Here is a 19,947-nt window from a genome sequence, read left to right as displayed (position 1 = left end):
TTGAACTGCAAAAATACAGTTATTAGTTATTTTTTCAAAAATTTTTATTAATCAATTGGCACGTGCTTTGAAATAAAACTATCACCGGTTACATTCCAAAAATTGATTGTATTTGCACGCTCTGAATTGAATTTATTATTGTTAGCATTATAATTACCAACTTCTTTATTCAACTCGTTTACCAATTTATTGAAATTATCCACTTCTTCCTTTGATCTGGAAGCGACTGATTTGTTATCCATTATTTTTTTAGTCTCTTGAAATTTCTGATTGAGCATCATAAAAGCAACTACTTTAGGACTAAATTCTAACGCTTCTTTTTTACTGAATTCCAATACTTTTTTGGTAGCATTTACCAGTATTAAATCATTATTGTAGGCTTTAAATGTTTTTAGTTTATCCAAACCCTCATTCGAATATTGTTCTAATGCATTACTGTTTTGTTGAATAGCATTCAAATTGTTTTCAGCAATGGCATTCATCAAAAGAGATTCTGTAAAATTTACTTTGAAAAAAATCAGAAATAATTGGGTATGATTTTCAAAAACTTCATTGGAGATTTTCATTTTTTTACCCAATTCACTTTTATCTTCTCCAATTTGGATTCCATATTTAGTTGCAAATATTTTTTGGTTGGCATTCAATTTATCCACTTCTTCATTGATTTTAGTATTGACCAAGTCTCTTGCCAAAATAAAAGCTTCCATAAAATCATAGGATTGTTCGGCCACTTCCTGCATGTTTATGATTTTTTCATATTCCTGATTGATTTGTTTTTCAGAAATTGATAAATAAGCTAGTAGTTGGTCTTTATATTCAACATCACCTTTATATCCATCTTTTAAAGCTTCTATTTTTTTAGTGGCATTTTGGATACTTTTTACCAATGTTTTACGCGTTACATCAATTCTTCGGGCATTTTTACTATGTGCAACTGCCGAAGTGTATTTCCATGTTGTTCGAGAAATAGCATCAGTTTCTTTACCAATGTAATTCAAATAGTCAACAGGATTTTTGAATTCTTGCGCATTAGAAAAGGTAATTGTAATTAAAAATAGGAACGAAGTAAAGGTTAGTTTCATTTTTTTTTGGTTGGTTATTTATTTAAATTCTTATAATCGTTTATTATAGCAATTGCTTCTTCTAAATAAGGATTGTTTTTTACCTCTTTGATTTTATAGCGATTAATATCCTGTTGAAAAACATCAAATTTTAATTGCTCTAAATCAAAGGAATTATTCGAGATTGTACTGTTACTTTCGCTTTCCACAATTTTTTTGACTTTTTTCCAAAGCGAATCAATTTCATGAATATCGTTGAATACATCTTTAAAAACTAATCGAGTCGGTTTTTTTGGATTGTTATAAAGTGCATTTATCTGCTTGTTAGCCAAACTAATTTCATTGAAACGAGAGGCGTTTTTCACTCTTGAATTACTTAATTCGACTATTTTAGGGAAATAGGTTTTTGAAAACGGATTAAATCTTGCTTTTGTGGTAATCATATCATATTTCAAAGCTGTTTTAAAACTAATTTCTCGCTGAATGATGCTGTCAAATAAAACCGGTACCGCAATATCTGGAACAATACCTTTTATCTGGTGGCTGTCGCCAGTAATTCTGTAGAATTTTTCAATAGTTAGTTTTACAAAACCCTGTTGATTGTTTTCGTCCAATGGTAGAATAGTTTGCATGGAAGCTTTCCCCAACGATGTACTGCCAATGATGATTGCCCGGTTATAATCCTGCATTGAGGCCGCAAAAAATTCGCTTGCAGATGCTGAATTTCCGTTGATTAACAGCACAATTGGGCCATTGTATGCGCTGCCACGATTCCCGTCTTTTAAAATAGTTTGTTTATTTTTATTATTTACCAAAACTGATACTGGACCAATATCTAAAAACATTCCGGCTAATTTAATGGCTTCTTCCATTGATCCACCGCCATTGTCTTGAAGATCGATTACTAAACCTTCAACATTGTCTTTTTGAAGTTTCACAATTTCTTTGGCAACATCATCAGCGCAACCTTGAATAGAATATCCGTCGAAATTAGAATAAAAACTAGGAATGTTGATGTACCCAATTTTAGTTTCTGCTTCGGCAATATAACTGAAAACAGCATTTTCAGTGGCTTTCATTACTTGCTTTCTCAGGCGTACAGATTGTACTGTTCCATTTTTTTTCTGAATGGTCAACTCAATTTCTATATTCGAATCAGAAAAAATCAATTCTCCAATTTTTTCTATGGAAGAACAGGAAACAGAATATGCATCTCCTTTGGTATTAGATACTTTCAGGATTACATCATCTTTTTCAAACTTATCCGTTTTGGCTGCTGGACCACCAGGGACAATTTCTTCGATGATAATTTCCTCTTTTTCATTAAATCCAATATTTAAACCCAATGAAAGATTGCTCGTTGATAAACCCGACATAAAACTGGATTTAGCATCCATTGAAAAATAATTGGAATGAGGATCAAAATAGGTGCAAAAAATATTCAAAAAATTATTTTGAAGGTCATTTTCTAATCTGTTAGTGTCTCCAAGAATGCTATTTACTTTGCATAAGTTGGTGTCAAATATTTTTGCTTTAGAAGTTTTTTCGAGCTTTGAAAAATTCTGCGTCAGTGAATCTAAATTCGAACTCAATTTAGAAATGTCTTCAAGAATATCATACTTAATTCTCTTTCTCCAAACTCTTTCGATATCCGTTAAAACCAAATCGAAAGGGAAGTTTTTCTTCGAAAATTTCACGGAGTCATTCGTATTGTAATCAAATGTCTCCTGTTGTATTTTTTCTAAAATTTTCTTTTTTCTAACTAAAGCCAATTTATAAACAGCAACAAAATCACTCATAAAAGAACAATTATTCTGTAAAATATAATTGTCCAGTTGAAGTCTATGCTCACATAGTTTTTGATATTCAATCTTGGTAAACAAGTTTCGGTTAGAGTCCAAAACATCCAAAAAGCTATCAAAAACAAAAACCGATAAACTGTCGTCTACCGGTTTAGGTTGGTAATGTTCGCGTTGTATTAACGCATTTATTTTAGAAAGTGTTTCACAAGTTTTTGCATCATTTTGACCCAAAAGTGAAAATGTAGTCAGCAACAATACAAGTGAAAGTTTCTTCATTTATTATTATTTCTTGTAAAAAGGTAATTTCACCACTTTTGCAGGAACATCATTTTTACGGATTCTGATAAAAATGTCACTTTCCAAAGCACTGTTTTCAACAGTTACATAACCCAAACCAATTCCTTTGTTCATTGATGGAGACATTGTTCCCGAAGTTACAATTCCGATTACATTTCCTGAAGCATCCACAATTTCGTAATCATGTCTTGGCACTGCACGTTCTTGCATTTCAAAAGCGACTAATTTTTTAGTAACTCCTGCTTCTTTTTGTTTTTTTAGATTTTCTGAATTCGTGAATTCTTTAGTGAACTTCGTAATCCATCCCAAACCAGCTTCTAGTGGCGATGTCGTATCGTTGATGTCATTTCCGTACAAACAGAAACCCATTTCTAATCGCAATGTATCACGAGCCGCAAGACCAATTGGCTTGATGCCAAAAGGGGCACCCGCTTCAAAAACTTTATTCCAAATTTGTTCTACTTCTGAATTTTTACAATAAATCTCAAAACCTCCAGAACCCGTATATCCTGTGGCCGAAATAATTACGTTTTCGATACCGGCAAAATCACCCACTTCAAAATGATAATACGGAATCGCTGATAAATCCTTTGACGATAATGATTGCATCGCTTCAACCGCTTTTGGTCCTTGAATCGCCAATAAAGAATAATCATCAGATAGGTTTCTCATCTCTACACCCAAATCATTATGAGCCGAAATCCAATCCCAATCCTTATCAATATTCGAAGCATTTACCACTAGTAAATATTGCTCCTCTTTCATTTTATAAACAATCAAATCGTCTACAATTCCACCGTCATTGTTCGGTAAACAAGAATATTGTGCTCTTCCTATTGTCAAAGTTGAAGCATCATTCGAAGTCACTTTTTGAATCAAAGCCAATGCATTTGGACCCGTAAGCAAGAATTCACCCATGTGAGAAACGTCAAAAACACCCACGGCATTACGTACCGTTTCATGTTCTGCATTCACACCTTCATATAAAATGGGCATATTGTATCCGGCAAACGGAAGCATTTTTGCTCCCAAACTCTCGTGTATGTGCGTAAGCGCAGTATTTTTCATTGTGTTTTAATATAAAATTTGAAGTCGCTAATTTATTGATTTTATTTCGGGTGACAAAGGCGGAGCGAAGCAAAGTTTAAAGTTTCAAACGTTTTCGAAACAATCTGTACTGTAGGATTTATAATAAGTATTTTTAGGAGCTAATTCCTGCTATTCGCTATATCTTTATTTAAAGCTTTCACCCTTCAAGAGGTTGGAAGCTTTAAATAAAGGATGCCGCTTTTATCAGGGCTAGGGAATTTAGGTCCAATTAACGAATTTGTTTCCTATTAAATTCGTAATTTTAAACAAACAAATTTCAATGACGAATCCCATTTACATCAACCAAAAAGAAATCCTGAAACGCTACAAACAGCCAGATAAGCATACTCACAAAGGAATTCAGGGACACGCTTTAATCATTGGCGGAAGTTATGGAAAAATAGGAGCAGTAAGTTTGTCTGCCAAAGCTTGTTTGAAAACCGGTTGCGGATTAGTCACTGTTTTTATTCCAAAATGCGGCTACACAATTCTGCAAACCGCCATTCCCGAAGTTATGGTTCTTACAGATATTCAAGAGGAAAAAATTTCTAATATCACTTTCGAAATTACACCACAAGCCATTGGAATTGGTCCCGGTTTAGGTCAGGAAATTGAAACCCAAAATGCAGTGCATCAGTTTTTAAAAACAAATAAAAATTCTTTGGTAATCGATGCCGATGCGTTAAATATTGTATCCCAAAACAAAGAATGGCTTTCTTTTGTACCGCCTAAAACAATCTTAACGCCACATCCCAAAGAACTGGAGCGATTAATTGGAAAATGGCATTCCGAAGAGGAAAAAAGGAGTAAAACAATCTCCTTTTCAAAACAGTATGATGTTATAATTGTAATGAAAGGCGCACCGACACACATAATTGATGGTGATACAATCTTCGAAAACACCACTGGAAATGCCGCTTTGGCAACAGCTGGAAGTGGCGATGTTTTAACGGGAATGATTACCAGTTTATTGGCACAATCTTACGAACCCATTAGTGCCGCAATTCTTGGAGTATATCTTCACGGATTAACTGCCGATATTGCATTACCCGAAACCGGATATCAATCTTTTATCGCTTCAGATGTTATTGCGAATATTGGGAAAGCCTTTTTGAGTTTAGAAAAATTGGAGTAAATAGTACTCATAAATGAATTTTATCCTACTTATTTGTAAGTTTGTATCCAAGCAAAATTGCTTTATCCAATTCGATTATGGAAAAAACACCCCATCTTAGAACCGTAAATGTTACGCGATACATCACTCCTTTGCGGGAAGGCGGTTCTTTGCCTGCGCTCGCTGAAGCCGATGATGATTTTAAATATGTATTGAAATTCAAAGGTGCCGGACACGGTGTAAAAGCCTTGATTGCCGAATTAATAGGCGGAGAAATTGCCCGTGTTTTAAAATTAAAAATGCCGGAACTCGTTTTCGCAAATCTCGACGAAGCTTTTGGACGTTCAGAAGCTGATGAAGAAATTCAAGATTTACTTCAAGGCAGTCAAGGACTCAATTTGGCTTTGCATTATTTATCGGGAGCTATAAATTTTGACCCTGTTGTCACTTTGGTTGATCCAAAATTAGCATCCCAAATTGTTTGGTTAGATGCTTTTATCACAAACGTGGACAGAACGTTTAGAAACACCAATATGTTGATTTGGCATAAAGAATTATGGCTGATCGATCACGGAGCAAGTCTTTATTTTCATCATTCGTGGACCAATTGGGAAAAGCACGCACAAAGCCCTTTTGCATTGATAAAAGACCATGTATTGTTGCCTCAAGCTTCCTTATTGCCAGAAACGGATGAAATATTCAAAAAAATATTGACGAAAGAGGTATTGCAAAATATCGTGAATCTGATTCCGGAAGTATGGCTCCATTGGGAAGATACCGATGAAACTCCGGAAGCCATTCGAGAAGTCTATTTCCAGTTTTTATCCATACGTTTGAACCATTCCGAAATTTTTATAAACGAAGCACAAAATGCAAGAGAAGCACTTATATGAGTATGCCGTAATCCGGGTTGTGCCAAGGGTAGAACGCGAAGAATTCCTCAATGTGGGTATTATTCTCTTTTGTAAAAAAGCGAAGTTTATAAAAGTGCTTTGCTCGATGAACGAAGCCAAACTGCAACTATTTTCAGCCGATTTAGATCTAGAACAATTGCATTTAAACTTACAAGCATTTGAGAAAGTGGCGCATGGCGAAAAATCAGGTGGACCAATAGGACAATTTGATATTCCATCGCGTTTCCGTTGGTTGACAGCACTTCGCAGCTCTGCCATTCAAACCTCAAGACCGCATCCGGGATTGTGTGATGATTTGGAAAAAACAACGCAACGCTTGTTTGAAGAAATGGTATTATAAATAAATTGAAAAAGAAAAACTGTTGGAAAGTCATTTCGCAAACAAAACACTCTTTTGGAGTCAACATTAGAACATTAAAAATTAAGAAATACTATTCAGGTGACGCGCAAGATGCATGCCCATACTAAAGCAAGCCTGAAGAAGATAGCCTCCGGTGGGTGCATCCCAGTCCAGCATTTCGCCAATACAATAATGACTTTTCTTGTTTTTAAATTGGAAATTTTCATCCACAGCATGCAGTTGAACACCGCCTGTTGTTGATATTGCGTCGTTCAATAGGGCAGAGCCGGTGATTTCGATACTCAGTTTTTTAATGTTTTGTGCCAATAATTCCGGATTTAGGTAGGTTTCTTTCGAAAGGTATTTTTTCAAAAGTCCAACCTGTGCAGCACTCAATTTAATTTCTTTTTGTAGTGTTTCGCTCGTCTTTTTAAAGGTTGATTTTTTGATCTTTTGAAGCAAATCATCATACCGTAACGTTGGTTTCATATCCAGAAAAATTGTTGCCTTTTGTTGGCTTTCCAATTCCTTTCTAATCTGTGGACTCAGGGCATAAATCGCATTCCCTTCTAAACCGAAACGTGTGATTACCGCTTCGCCTTTTTGTCTTTTATTCAAACAGCTTATGGCGATATTTTTAAGCGGACTGCCTTCATGTTCCAAAATAAAATCTTCCGGCCAGTTCACACGATACGCACAATTGGATGATTGAAACGGAACGATAGCAATATCTTGCTTTTCGAACAAGTCAAGCCAAGTGCCATCTGAACCGGTTACTTTCCAGCTCCCACCGCCCAAGGCAAAAATGGTATAATCTGATTGTATTGCTGTATCCGTATTGAAAATAATAGCATCGTCGCTGGTCCAACCTTTCCAAGTATGTTGGTATTGAATAGCAACACCTTGTTTAGTCAGAACATCCAGAATTGCTTTGAGCACTGTTATGGGTTTGATGCCACTTTCAGGATACACCCGTTTGCTGCTGCCGATGTAGGTTGGAATACCGATAGAATCAATCCATTTCCGAAAATCGTCGTTGTCAAAATCAAGGAGTGCTTTTTCCAGAAAATGGGGTGGCGTATAGCGCGCAATCAACTCAGCAATTGGTTCTGAATGGGTGAGGTTAAATCCTCCTTTTCCCGCCACCAGAAATTTTCTTCCTAGTGTTTTATTTTTTTCGTAGATGGTAACGGTAAATTTTTGACAATCGAGTAATGCAGCGAGTATAAGTGCTGCGGGACCTCCTCCAATAATTGAAACTGATTTCTTCACGCTGCAAAAATACGGTTTGTTTTACCCATTAACGCTGATATGGATTTTTATATTCGGTATTGTATTTGTAAAGCAAAAAAAGGCTGTCCAAAATCATTTTGAACAGCCTTTTTTATAAAAATAATGCTAAACCTAATATTTCGCCGATTCTCCAGCTTTAGGCAAGGATTGTTTTATAAATTGTCTGATATCTTCGTTGGCAGTTTCCAAATCTACTTTTCGTAAGTACATCATGTGACCGCTTCTATAGCCTTTCCAGGACATTCTGTCTTTAAGTCTTCCGCTTGGGTCCATTTGCCACATGTTGTATTTTGAGTTAAAATAATCGCAGGCTCCGTCATAATACCCAGACTGAACCATAACATGCAAATATGGATTTTGTGCCATGGCTTGACGCAGGTTTTCTCCGGTTTTATCATTGGAATCATCCCAAGGTCTCACGGAGCCAAACATATTGTATTTGAAATCGGTTTTGTAGTTTAGATTATTACGCAAGTACATATTGATGGCAGGAGTAAAGGAGTGGAGCCACGAAGTAAGTTCGGCATTGAAATCAGGCCCGTCACCAGCCGCTTTACGGTCAATTCCTTTGTAGCGGGAATCTAATCTTCCTACCGTAAAACCTTGATCGCGCAATAATTCTTTCCAGAAATAATCATACGGTACGTCTAAATTATTTTGCAAAACCACTTTTTCCGAAAGTCCGGAATAACGTGCTATTTTAGCGGCCATTTCTTTTCTTTTTTGGTCGTCTAATGCGCCTCCTTTGCTCATTGCGGGCAGTAGCTCATTGATGGTGAAGTCTTCCACTTCAGGTAACATGGCTGTTAAATCTTTGTTCTGTAAATCAGCAGGCAGCATTTTGTGATACCAAGCAGTAGCCGCAAAATAAGGCAGTTTCAGTGCCGCTTCAGAAGCGACTCCACGAGTGATTCCCAGTTCAGTTGGCGATACGAGAATAACACCGTTCAGATACATCCATTCGCTGTTTTGCAATTCTAGCGCCAATCCCGAAACGCGTGTGGTACCGTAGCTTTCACCAATCAAATATTTTGGTGAAGCCCAACGATTGGTTCTGGATACAAATCCATTAATCCAATCGGCGAGGTATTTAATGTCAGCATTTACACCAAAGAATTTAGTGGTTGGTATTTCTTTGCTCGTTGCTCTTGAATACGCGGTATTAACCGGATTTACAAAAACAATATCGGCAACATCCAAAATTGAATATGGATTTTCCTTGATTCCATAAGGCTGTAACGGATAGCCTTCATCATCAATATTGATTAAACTTGGACCGGTATAGGCAATCTGCATCCAAACCGAAGCCGAACCTGGACCTCCATTAAAGGAGATAACCAAAGGGCGGGCGGCACGATCCTTTACATCGGAGCGTTCGTAATACGTATAAAATAAACCGGCTATAGCTTTTCCGTCTTCATCCCAAACCGGCATTGTACCAGTGGTGGCTTTGTAAGGTACTTTTTGACCTTTGATAGTTGTAGTATGTTCCGTCACCACTTGCGAATCCGGATTGAAAGTAAGATTTGCGGCTGAACTTTCTTCTTTTGGAGCGGTAGGAGTTGTAGGTGTTTTTGAAGGCTGGGCATGCAAAGCGGTAAAAAATCCAACGAAGAGCAAGGATAGTACTGTTTTTTTCATAAATGAGATTGGTTTGGGGTATTTCAATACCGTTTTTCGGATATAATTTTGACAGCACTAATATATTGCTTTTTAATAGAGTGACAAAAAGCAGCATAGTAATTTCCAAACCATGAAATCTTATTTGGGCGTAACCCCAAAGCACAAAATTCCCTTTTCCATTCCCGCAACTGCAGCTTTGGGGTCGGGCTTTTGGCTCTATCTTTATTTTTTTAAAGAAAAAAAATAAAGGATGCCGCCGCAATCCCTTACGCGAACATCCCGAAAACGGATAGAATCTTTGGTAATCGCTAGATTTTATTTTCTTGAAATAACGCTTCCAATTGTTCCAAACAAGCGGTAATACCTTGTTCAAATCCCATTTCAATCATGGTTTCAATCTCTTTTTCATTAGAATAAAACATCTTGAATTCAACCAAAGTACCGGATTCTGTAGTCGTAAAAACAATAGTTCCTGTAGCAACCGGCAACGAAGTGTTTACAGTTCCCTCTTCGTCACAAAAACTATCTTTAATTTCAAAACTTAAATGGGGTGTTATGGCTGTATAGTCCATTCGTCCCCAATGCTTTTCATTTTCGGGCCCCACCATCGCGTACAACCAATAACCGCCAACAGAAAAGTGCATCGATTTGGTTTCTGCTTTCCAAGGTTTTGGTGCCCACCATTGTTCCAATAATTCACTTTCAGTATACGCACGCCAGACTTTTTCAAGTGGCGCAGAAAATGTTCTGGAAACCAGAATTGTTTTTTCTTCTAAATCTTTTACAACAAGTGTTTTGCTATTAGTTGCCATTTTATTTCGATTTAAGATTGATTATACTAGTTCTAAACCCTTTTCTCCAATACAATAAATTCCAAAGGCACTTCCGTAATTGGAATATGAACATCGCTTGCCGGAAATGGTTCTCTTGCTCCCGTATCCACATAACCGTTGCGTTTGTACCAAGCAATTAATTCTTCCCGAACAGCTATTACTGTCATTACAATTTTTGGTAATCCCATTGCCGAAGCATGAATTTCTGCCTGTTGCAATAATTTTTTTCCAACGCCACTATTTTGCAATTCTGGCGAAACCGTCAGCATTCCTAAATACAATTGTTGCTCTTTTTCAATCAACAATACGCAACCTATAATCTGGTTATTCTCTGTAAATTTCAGAATCGTATTTTTTGGGTTTTGAATCGTTTCTATCAGTTCTTGTTCAGTGGTTCTGAGTCCTTCTAAAATGTTCGCTTCAGTGGTCCATCCTTTTTTAGAAGATTCGCCGCGATAAGCTGAATTGATTAATGTATTTAATAAGGAAACGTCTTCTATTGTTGCTTTTGTAATCATGGAAAATACTTCTATTCTAAGGTTATTGCTTTATGTTTTTCAAAGGTAGAAAAAAGGGATTAATCACTCGTTTTTTTTAATAAATTATTTATATAATATTGATAATCAGTATGTTTAACTATTAAGCAAGAATTTTTTTTTACCTTTGAGCAAAGAAACTGTACAACAATTTAATACATACAATTATGAAAAATTTAAATATTTTTTGGGTAATACTGATGGCTTGTGTGCTAAACATAGCGCCTGTATTGGGGCAATCAACCGCTAAAAAGAATAAAATTATTGCTGACAGCAAAACAGCAAAAGCGGAGTTCATTAAAAGTGACCCGTTGATGAAAGCACTTTTTGATAAAGCCTACGGTTATGTTATTTTTCCTAATATTGGAAAGGGAGGAATCGGTGTTGGAGGAGCAGCCGGTAACGGTGTGGTCTATGAGCAAAACAAGCGAATAGGAATGGCAAAATTAACGCAATTGAGCATAGGATTTCAGGCTGGCGGACAAGCGTATCGCGAGGTGATATTTTTTGAAACAAAAAACGAAATGAACCGTTTTAAAGAGAGCCGATTCGAGTTTTCCGCACAAGCTTCAGCGGTTGCCGTAACTGAAGGCGCTTCGGCAAATGTAAAATATACCGATGGCGTGATGGTGTTCACCATGCAAAAGGGCGGACTCATGTACGAGGCATCGATTGGCGGACAGAAGTTTAAGTTTAATAACTTGTGATAAAAACAAAACGGCTGAGAAAATTTCTCAGCCGTTTTGTTTTTAGTAGGTATATTGAAATGCTATAATTATTTCTTTTTCGTCTCAAATAAAATGTATTTTTTGAATACGTATTTCCAAGGCATGAAAAGTATTGGGATAATAATTCCGGAGAACATATACGCCATTCCTTCGGCTGGTGAACCTTTGAGCGTTCCTGCTGACCATAAAGGATAAGCAACAACAATAAGCCAAAGTCCTTTGTAGAAAATCATAAAAAGCATAATGGGTAACATGCGCAACGTATGGAATACACCCAAAAGCGCTAGTGTGGAGTAAGCCGCCCAACAGCACCAAGCTACAGCTCTTGTAGGATCCCATTCCCCTTGATGGGTAAGAATAACGGTCCAGGAATCAGTGGCAACAAAAACAAACATTAACGCGAAGAAAAGCCGCATTACATAAATATTAATTCTGCGTACGCCTTCGTAGTTTTCGTAGTCTGGAAGAAAAATGTTCTTGATACTGAACTTTGATTGCTTTGGTACTTGCTCTGTTGTGTTCATCGTTTTTCTATTTGGTTTTTATTGTAGCACCAAGGTATAAAAAAAGCTACATCCTTTTAGGTCAGTAGCTTATTTTGTTTTTTAGGATTGTTCGATAATTTAATTAGTAATCTCTTATTTCCTTTTGTTAGTGGTCACGAGCGGGGAATATTCCTTATCCTCTCATTTTTTAAGCCATTTATCAATTAGGTATAATCCAGATCCTAAAGCGATTATTGTTATAACTCTGCAGAAATTATTTGCTTCTAAAAATATATATATCAAAAAAAACAGAATAGAAATTACTAAAGATAGAGAAAATATGTACTGAAATGATAGTAGTGTAAAACCTACGAAACGTTTAAGTGGGTTATAATTTGAAAATCTTCTATAAAAACTAATCTCATCTTGAATTTTAGAAATTTGTATATATAAATCTTCATCTATTTTAGTTATTGTTTCTAATAACAATTTTTCATTAGTTTTTTTGTCTATTGCAATTTTTAAAATAGATTCAAAAGTATCTTTATTTAAGTAACCAGTCTTGCCATCTTTGAGAATAATTTCTTGAAGTTGATTTTTATAATTTAAATTTTCTTTACCTAGAGGAAAATATGCTATAAAATGAAGCCTATTTTTTACTTCAGTAAGTATCTCAATTCTCTTTTCAAGAAATTTATTAAATGTGTTTTTGGATTCCGTAATTGGTTTTTCTACTAAACTTTTCACCAGCCAAGAAAAAAATGCAATCAATGTTGTCAGAAGAAAAATGATTAAATCTGGATTTGCACTATTTAAGATTGTCTTTAAATCCATAAGTAATTTTTATTTATTTTAAAGAATTTAGAAAAATTTCTTGAAATTTCTTTCATAAATCCTCCTTCTTTTGATTCATCATTTATTGCGTTTTCATTTCTAAGAACGGCAAAAGTTAATTCAGGGTTACCTAAAATGGCAAACCTTTCTTTGTTGTCGTTTGTAGTGCCTGTTTTAAGAAATGCATTTTCAACAGTAAACCCAAGTTTATCAATGAAAATTTTATTTAAAATTATTAAACATTCTTTTCTACTATCAGTTAAATTTTTAAGGGAAAAGAATGAAGAATACGCAGAAGCTAGCTCAAAAAGAGAAATACCTTTTTTAGTTGCTCCCAAAATACTTGAAGGGTAAAATTCACTCTTATCTCTTTTAAAAATATCAGCTAAAAAAGCTATTGAATTATCAATATTGTTTTTACTAGCTGCATTAATAAATACATTGTTGTTTGAATAATAAAGAGCTTCACTTAAGTTTAAGTATGATTTGTAGTAACCTGCTTCTCTAACATCCCAATTTAAAGAATTCTTAACTGCATCAAAATTTTCTAATTGTGAAATTCCGCTATCGCGTAATTGACAATATAAAAAAGGTTTTAATGTAGAGCCAACATTCGATTTGGAAATGAAAGGATAATCAGTTCCATAACTACTAGCAAAAGCGACTACTTTATTGTTTTTTATTGCAATAATTGATAAGGGATATTTTGATTTCGAAACAAATTGTTTGGCAAAACTCTGAATTTTGATATCAATAGTTGATGTCAGTTTCTGTTGTTCATTGTCTGTTTTTTCAATAATGTAAGGAATTGATGCGCTCTTAATTGGTTGTAATTGATTATTCTTAAAGCTTAATTGCGATTTAATGTTTTTTTGATTTCTATTTTTTGATATCAATTTTGTTTCAAATAGAGTATTACTTAAAAAAATGTATCTTTCTCTTGCTTTGTCTGGTCTTTTAAGATAATAATTTGGGCCTCTTAATATTGTTAGTAAGTATAATAGTTCAGCTTGATTTAATTTATCTAATTCCTTTCCGAAATAATATAATCCTGCAGTTCTAATTCCTCTTAAATTTTTACCGAAATATACATTGTTAAAATAAAGATTTAATATTTCATCTTTTGAATAATTTGACTCAAGTTGTATAGCTTTAATGGTCTCTCGTAATTTTCTTGAAATTGTTTTTCTATTATCCTTTAATATGTTTCTTGCAACTTGTTGAGAAATTGTACTTCCTCCTTGGATAATTTTTCCAGCTTTTAGATTTTCAACAAATGCCCTTGAAATTCCTCGTATATCGATTCCTTTATGTTCAAAAAAACGTTTGTCCTCAATTTGAACTAAATAATGTTTTAGCCGATTTGGAATGTAGTTTGAATTGGCTATGCATTCATAGTCATCAGAAACAACCCCGAATGCAACTTCTGAGTTAGTGTCTTTGCAATAAATTACATATCCATTTAATTCTTTATTCATGTTGCATAGTGCTTTCTAATATTATTCTTTTCAAACTTAATGATTTTACTTACAGAAAACTAATTCCTATAAAAAAACCGACTGAAAATAACTTCTCAGTCGGTTTGTATTTTTGTCTGGATAATGAAATGCTATCCCAAGAAAGCTTTCAATTCCTCGTACGTTTTAATTTTTGTGCTCACTTTTTCCTTTCCTAAAACGCTTTCAATTTGTGTTGGAATCGGTAATTTTACGTTTAATGTTGGTTCAACCGTATCCAAAAACTTTATTGGGTGGGCAGTTTCTAAGAAAATCCCAATCGCATTAGGGTGGTTTTGTAATTCTTTTTTCAAACCAAGATAACCAACCGCTCCGTGAGGTTCTGAGATATATCCGTCAGTATTATAAATGGTTTTCATCGCTTCTAAGGTCTCGGCATCTGAGAATGTAAATGAAGAAAAATCTTTTTTGAACTGCTCCAAATCATTGTGGTACATTTCCTGAATTCGGATGAAATTACTTGGATTCCCCACATCCATCGCATTCGAAATTGTCGCTATAGAAGGTTTTGGATCGTAAATTCCATTTTCTAAAAACCTTGGAACTGTATCATTTACATTCGTGGAAGCCACAAAATGTTCAACAGGTAATCCCATTTTTTTGGCAATGATACCCGCACAAATATTCCCAAAATTTCCACTTGGGCAAGAGAAAACTAACGGTTTGTTTTGTTTCTTTAATGCTTTATACGCAAAGAAAAAATAAAACATTTGTGGCAACCAGCGCGCAATATTTATCGAATTCGCCGAAGTCAAGTTTTTATGTTTTAGACTTTCGTCAAGAAAAGCTTTCTTCACCATATCCTGGCAATCATCAAAAACGCCATCCACTTCAAGCGCTTTGATGTTTTGTCCCAAAGTAGTCAATTGTCGTTCCTGAATATCGCTCACTTTTCCGGATGGATACAGGATAATCACTTCGACACCTGTTACACCAAGGAAACCACTGGCTACAGCACCACCAGTATCACCGGAAGTTGCTACAAGAACCGTATTTTTACTGTCTTTGTTGTCTTTATTGAAGTAACCCAAACAACGTGACATGAATCGCGCACCTACGTCCTTGAAAGCCATCGTTGGACCATGAAACAATTCAAGTGAATAAATACCTTTTTCGACTTCGACCACAGGGAAATCAAAGCATAAGGTTTCAGCAATGATTTGTTTTAATGTGGCTTCTGGGATTTCGTCACCTACAAATTGTTGAATCGCTTCAAAAGCAATTTCCTCGTTGCTTAAATTTTCGATAGTATCAAAAAAAGCAGGAGCTAAAGGGGTAATTGTTTCCGGAAAATACAATCCTTTATCAGTGGCTAATCCTTGTATTACTGCTTCTTGAAAAGAAACTTTGGGTGCGTTATGGTTTAAACTGTAATATTTCATTATGATTTTTGATTGAAGATTAACGATTTTTGATTTTTGATTTTTGATTTTTTTTCGCAACATAGGTTACATCTGAAATGCTACGCCAGTTCGCTGACGCTCGGGTCAAAAATCGTTAGTCATAATTCTTAAATTATTTTTATCCCTTCATCATTCACTTTCGAAACGTGAATTTCGTAGGGTAAATTCATGGCGTCGTACACAGCGCTCATGGCTTTGGCGATTTTATTAGCGGTTGCTTCCCCTTTGCTTAAAGCAAAAATAGAAGGACCAGAACCCGAAATCCCGGAACCTAAAGCTCCGTTTTCGTACGCCGTCTTTTTGATTAAATCAAATCCCGGAATCAAGACAGAGCGCAACGGTTCTACGATTTCGTCGTGAAGTGAACGGCCTATTAACTCATAATCTTTGGTGTACAATCCAGCCACTAATCCGCCCACATTTCCCCATTGCGTAATAGCACTTTTTAAGGAAACAGTTTGTTTCAATACCGAACGCGCATCCGAAGTTTTCAACTCAATTTGAGGATGAACGACAGTAGCGTACAATTCCGACGGACTTTCAATTTTGATAATATCCAACGGATTTGAACTTCGCACCAACGTAAAGCCACCTAAAAGGGCAGGAGCAACGTTATCAGCATGAGCGTTTCCACTGGCTAATTTTTCGCCTTGCATGGCAAATAAAACCAATTCTTTGCGTGTAAATGGACGGCCTAATAATTCATTGATTCCAAAAACAGCTCCTGCTGAACTTGCAGCACTGCTTCCAATTCCGCTACCGGCTTTGATGTGTTTGTAGATTTCGATTTCGAATCCGAATTCGGTTTCAATGGCTTCCAACATCGCCAAAGCCGCAACTCCAGCAACATTTTTTTCGGTTTCCAAAGGCAAGTCGGCACCCACAATTTTAGTGATGCGAATCCCTTTTATATCTGATTTTCTAATAATCATTTCGTCCCCCGCAGTTTCTAAACACAGTCCAAGGACATCAAATCCACAAGAAAGATTAGCGATTGTAGCGGGGCAAAATATTTTTATTTCATTCATAATTTTTTGTTTCAGGTTTAAAGTTTCAGGTTTAAAGTTGTTGCTAGTTGTAGAACTTGAAACTTTAAACAAAGAAAACTTTAAACTATTTCTTATACGTTTCCAATTCTAATCACATCAGCAAATATTCCTGAAGCGGTAACAGCAGCTCCGGCACCGGCTCCTTTTATCAATAAAGGTTGGTCTACATAACGGTCCGTAAAAAACAATACGATATTGTCTTTTCCTTCCAGATTGTAAAAAGGATGGTCTTTCGGGATAAAACGCAATCCAACATTTGCTTTCCCGTTTTCAAATTGCGCTACGTATTTTAATCGGGAATCTTTGCTCAACGCTTCTTTATAAATAGTTTCAAAATGAGCTGCGTGTTCTATTAAAGATTTGAAAAAAGCTTCGTTATTTGTAGTGTCCAAACATTCAGCAGGCATAAAAGATTCATTGACAATCTCGTCAATTTCCATTTTATAACCGCTTTCTCGTATTAAAATCAATATCTTTCTGGCAACGTCAATTCCGCTCAAATCAATTTTTGGGTCCGGTTCTGTAAATCCTTGTACACCAGCTTCTTTAACAACGTCATGAAAAGTATTGTTTTCATTGAAATTATTAAAAATAAAGTTCAAACTTCCTGATAAAACGGCTTGAATTTTATTCACTTTGTCTCCTGAAGCAATCAGATTTTTTACGGTATCAATAATTGGTAACCCAGCTCCAACATTAGTTTCAAATAGAAACGGAGCATTGAACTGTCGGGATAGTTTTTTTAGTTTTTTATAATTATCGTATTCTGATGCACAGGCGATTTTGTTACAAGTCACTACGGCAATATTGCGTTTTAAATACTGCTCATACGTTTTAGACACGCTTTCGTTTGCAGTAATATCAACAAAAATACTGTTGCGTAAATTGAGCTCTTTTACATTATAAAGAAACTTTTCTTTATTAGCCTCTTCGCCATTTTCTAAAGCAGATTGCCAATTTTTTAAGGAGATTCCGTCCTCGTCAAAATGCATCTTTCTGGAATTAGATAAAGCAATAACGCGTACATTTATTTTCAGATTGTCTTTTAGGAATTTATTTTGTTGGTAAATCTGTTCGATGAATTTCTCTCCCACATTTCCAACACCCATTACAAATAGGTTTAACTGTTTAGTGTTTTCTTCGAAAAAGTTTTCATGCAGCGAATTCAAAGCTTTTTTCACATCTCTTTCGTTGATTACTGCCGAAATATTTCTTTCGGAAGCACCTTGCGCAATCGCTCTTATGTTTACGTTGTTTTTACCCAAAGTACTAAACATGCGACCGCTTAAACCTTGATGATTTTTCATGTTCTCACCAACCAAAGCAATGATGCACAGGTTTTTTTCAACGATACAAGGATCGATTTTGTTTTGTAAAATCTCCACTTCAAAAGCGCGGTTGATAGCATCTTCTGCCACATCAGCATCTGAGTTTAGAATTCCGATACAAATAGAATGTTCCGATGAAGCTTGCGTAATAAAAATCACATTGATATTTTCATGTGACAATACCTCAAAAAGTCTTTTGGAAGAACCGGTAACACCAATCATTCCGGGTCCTTCAAGTGTAATCAAAGTGATATTATCGATATGGCTAATTCCTTTTACAGGATTAGTGTGATCCATTTCCTGATTTGAAATATAAGTTCCCTCGGCTTCCGGTTCGAAAGTGTTTTTGATAAGAATTGGAATATTCTTTCTCAACACGGGCTGAATAGTTGGCGGATATAAAACTTTGGCACCAAAATGAGACAATTCCATTGCTTCCTGATAGGAAATAAAGGCGATAGGTTGGGCTTGTTTTACAATTTTTGGATTGGCAGTATACATTCCATTAACGTCTGTCCAAATTTCCAAGTCAGTTGCGTTTAATGCTCCAGCGAGAATAGCGGCAGTATAATCAGAACCACCACGACCTAAAGTAGTATTGATTCCGTCCATTGATGCGGCAATAAATCCGGGCATTACAACCACTTGATCTTCATTCGAATCAAAAAATTCAGCAATTAATTGATTTGAAACTTCAAAGTTTACTGTGGCTTTTCCAAAATGATTGTCGGTTTTGATTAGTTCACGACTGTCTTTATAACTACTGTTTTTTAGATTTTGTTTTAATGCTTCGGCAATAATATAAGAAGACAATAATTCCCCAAAACTTAAAATAGTATCTGAAGTTCTAGGAGATAATTCCCCCAAAAGATAGCAACCATCCAACAGAGTTTCAAGATGATTGACGATTCTTTTTATATGACTTAACAAGCTGCTTTGCTCGCTTACAGGAATAAGTTCTTTTAAAGCGTCTAAATGTTTTTTCTCTAAATCGGCAAGGATTTCTTTAAAGCTTTCGTCGCCGGCAGCTGCTTTTTGAGAAGCAAGTTGGAGCAAATCGGTAATTTTGCTAAATGCAGAAACCACAACAATTAATTTCTCTTCTTTTGCTTTATTGATAATGATATCTAAAACCAGTTTTATATTTTGTGCATTGGCAACCGAAGTTCCACCAAATTTTAATACTTTCATTTTTGTTTATTTTATGTAAAAAATGCAAATGTTTCTTATATACCCAAGAACTTTCTTTCTTTAGAAAAAAAATATAATAATAGGATTATATGTAAAATGTATACCCCTAAGGGGTAGTAGTTGTTGTAGTAAATGTAACAGAAGAAGCAACCCAAAGTTGAGTTGTAATCGAAGAGTGATATGTTGTTCTGTTGTTTATCATTTGATTTTTCAAAAGTACAGTTTTTTATAAAAACGGAAACCTTTAATTTCGTTTTTGCGAATATTTTAATATTTCAATTTCATTCAAGGGAATATTGAACATTGTTTAGTTTTCAAGGTCTATGTTGAAGCTATTCGTATTTTTAGTGAAAAAATTAAACGAATTGGAATTCGTTTTATAGCTTTATAGAAATAATTAATTCCTGCAATAAAGCCGTTTTGAGTAGCTTTAGGAACTAATTCCGAAATTTATTGTAGCACTCGCACTAAATCTTAGTGCTTTATGTCTCACATTTTAAGTCAATTAAT

At 35.3% G+C, this 19,947-nt stretch carries 17 protein-coding genes; 4 read left to right on the top strand and 13 right to left on the bottom strand.

The annotated features are described in order from the left end of the window. Nucleotides 1-47: 47 nt before the first annotated feature. From Q1W72_RS02195 to gcvT, 3 genes are read right to left on the bottom strand one after another with little or no spacing between them, the layout of a single operon-like run. Nucleotides 48-1,082, bottom strand: coding sequence for a hypothetical protein (locus Q1W72_RS02195; RefSeq protein WP_302137115.1), 1,035 nt, complete (start codon nt 1,080-1,082; stop codon nt 48-50). 14 nt (nt 1,083-1,096) lie between these two features. Then, nucleotides 1,097-3,139 (bottom strand): S41 family peptidase, encoded by a 2,043-nt coding sequence (locus Q1W72_RS02190; protein WP_282716626.1) that lies wholly within the window; start codon nt 3,137-3,139, stop codon nt 1,097-1,099. 6 nt (nt 3,140-3,145) lie between these two features. Next, nucleotides 3,146-4,228 (bottom strand): glycine cleavage system aminomethyltransferase GcvT, encoded by a 1,083-nt coding sequence (gene gcvT, locus Q1W72_RS02185; protein WP_302137112.1) that lies wholly within the window; start codon nt 4,226-4,228, stop codon nt 3,146-3,148. A gap of 301 nt (nt 4,229-4,529) precedes the next feature. On the opposite strand from gcvT, the gene Q1W72_RS02180 reads away from it, so the two are divergent. The 3 genes from Q1W72_RS02180 (at nt 4,530) to Q1W72_RS02170 (ending at nt 6,617) form a co-directional block, all read left to right on the top strand. Further along, nucleotides 4,530-5,384 (top strand): NAD(P)H-hydrate dehydratase, encoded by an 855-nt coding sequence (locus Q1W72_RS02180; protein WP_302137110.1) that lies wholly within the window; start codon nt 4,530-4,532, stop codon nt 5,382-5,384. 77 nt (nt 5,385-5,461) lie between these two features. After that, nucleotides 5,462-6,256: a HipA family kinase gene (locus Q1W72_RS02175; RefSeq protein ID WP_302137108.1), complete on the top strand. Its 795-nt coding sequence runs from the start codon at nt 5,462-5,464 to the stop codon at nt 6,254-6,256. Beyond that, nucleotides 6,234-6,617, top strand: coding sequence for a DUF3037 domain-containing protein (locus Q1W72_RS02170; protein ID WP_099715705.1), 384 nt, complete (start codon nt 6,234-6,236; stop codon nt 6,615-6,617). The genes Q1W72_RS02175 and Q1W72_RS02170 overlap by 23 nt, the downstream gene beginning before the upstream one ends. An 81-nt stretch (nt 6,618-6,698) precedes the next feature. On the opposite strand, the gene Q1W72_RS02165 is transcribed toward Q1W72_RS02170, so the two are convergent. The 4 genes from Q1W72_RS02165 to Q1W72_RS02150 form a co-directional block, all read right to left on the bottom strand. After that, on the bottom strand, nt 6,699-7,889 hold the full coding sequence (locus Q1W72_RS02165) for a TIGR03862 family flavoprotein (RefSeq protein WP_099715704.1): 1,191 nt from the start codon (nt 7,887-7,889) through the stop codon (nt 6,699-6,701). Between the two features lie 132 nt (nt 7,890-8,021). Further along, nucleotides 8,022-9,551: a S10 family peptidase gene (locus Q1W72_RS02160; RefSeq protein WP_302137104.1), complete on the bottom strand. Its 1,530-nt coding sequence runs from the start codon at nt 9,549-9,551 to the stop codon at nt 8,022-8,024. Between the two features lie 290 nt (nt 9,552-9,841). Continuing rightward, nucleotides 9,842-10,345, bottom strand: coding sequence for an SRPBCC domain-containing protein (locus Q1W72_RS02155; RefSeq protein WP_302137102.1), 504 nt, complete (start codon nt 10,343-10,345; stop codon nt 9,842-9,844). Nucleotides 10,346-10,377: 32 nt separating this feature from the next. Then, entirely contained in the window at nt 10,378-10,884 is a 507-nt protein-coding gene (locus Q1W72_RS02150; protein ID WP_302137100.1) for a GNAT family N-acetyltransferase, read from the bottom strand. A gap of 185 nt (nt 10,885-11,069) precedes the next feature. On the opposite strand from Q1W72_RS02150, the gene Q1W72_RS02145 reads away from it, so the two are divergent. Beyond that, nucleotides 11,070-11,609: a YSC84-related protein gene (locus Q1W72_RS02145; protein ID WP_302137097.1), complete on the top strand. Its 540-nt coding sequence runs from the start codon at nt 11,070-11,072 to the stop codon at nt 11,607-11,609. A 68-nt stretch (nt 11,610-11,677) separates the two neighbouring features. On the opposite strand, the gene Q1W72_RS02140 is transcribed toward Q1W72_RS02145, so the two are convergent. The 6 genes from Q1W72_RS02140 to thrA all read right to left on the bottom strand — a co-directional run bounded on the left by Q1W72_RS02140 (nt 11,678) and on the right by thrA (nt 19,437). Further along, nucleotides 11,678-12,154 (bottom strand): hypothetical protein, encoded by a 477-nt coding sequence (locus tag Q1W72_RS02140; protein WP_302137095.1) that lies wholly within the window; start codon nt 12,152-12,154, stop codon nt 11,678-11,680. A gap of 162 nt (nt 12,155-12,316) precedes the next feature. Then, nucleotides 12,317-12,949 carry a hypothetical protein gene (locus Q1W72_RS02135; RefSeq protein WP_302137093.1) on the bottom strand — a complete coding sequence of 211 codons (633 nt, stop codon included), beginning with the start codon at nt 12,947-12,949 and terminating at the stop codon, nt 12,317-12,319. Then, nucleotides 12,940-14,427, bottom strand: coding sequence for a transglycosylase domain-containing protein (locus Q1W72_RS02130; protein ID WP_302137091.1), 1,488 nt, complete (start codon nt 14,425-14,427; stop codon nt 12,940-12,942). Before Q1W72_RS02130 ends, Q1W72_RS02135 begins: the two co-directional genes overlap by 10 nt. Nucleotides 14,428-14,558: 131 nt before the next feature. Then, complete coding sequence (gene thrC / locus Q1W72_RS02125; RefSeq protein WP_302137089.1) at nt 14,559-15,848, bottom strand: threonine synthase; 1,290 nt, start codon at nt 15,846-15,848, stop codon at nt 14,559-14,561. A gap of 128 nt (nt 15,849-15,976) precedes the next feature. Next, nucleotides 15,977-16,897: a homoserine kinase gene (locus Q1W72_RS02120; RefSeq protein WP_282716594.1), complete on the bottom strand. Its 921-nt coding sequence runs from the start codon at nt 16,895-16,897 to the stop codon at nt 15,977-15,979. Between the two features lie 92 nt (nt 16,898-16,989). Next, a complete protein-coding gene (gene thrA / locus Q1W72_RS02115; protein WP_302137084.1) occupies nt 16,990-19,437 on the bottom strand; it encodes a bifunctional aspartate kinase/homoserine dehydrogenase I in 2,448 nt (815 codons plus the stop codon). Nucleotides 19,438-19,947: the final 510 nt, after the last annotated feature.

The organism is Flavobacterium sp. ZE23DGlu08, from assembly GCF_030505335.1.
In the GTDB taxonomy this organism is placed as follows: Bacteria; Bacteroidota; Bacteroidia; order Flavobacteriales; family Flavobacteriaceae; genus Flavobacterium; species Flavobacterium algoritolerans.
Note: the sequence above shows the minus strand (reverse complement) of the source record. Positions and strands in the feature narration are given on the sequence as shown.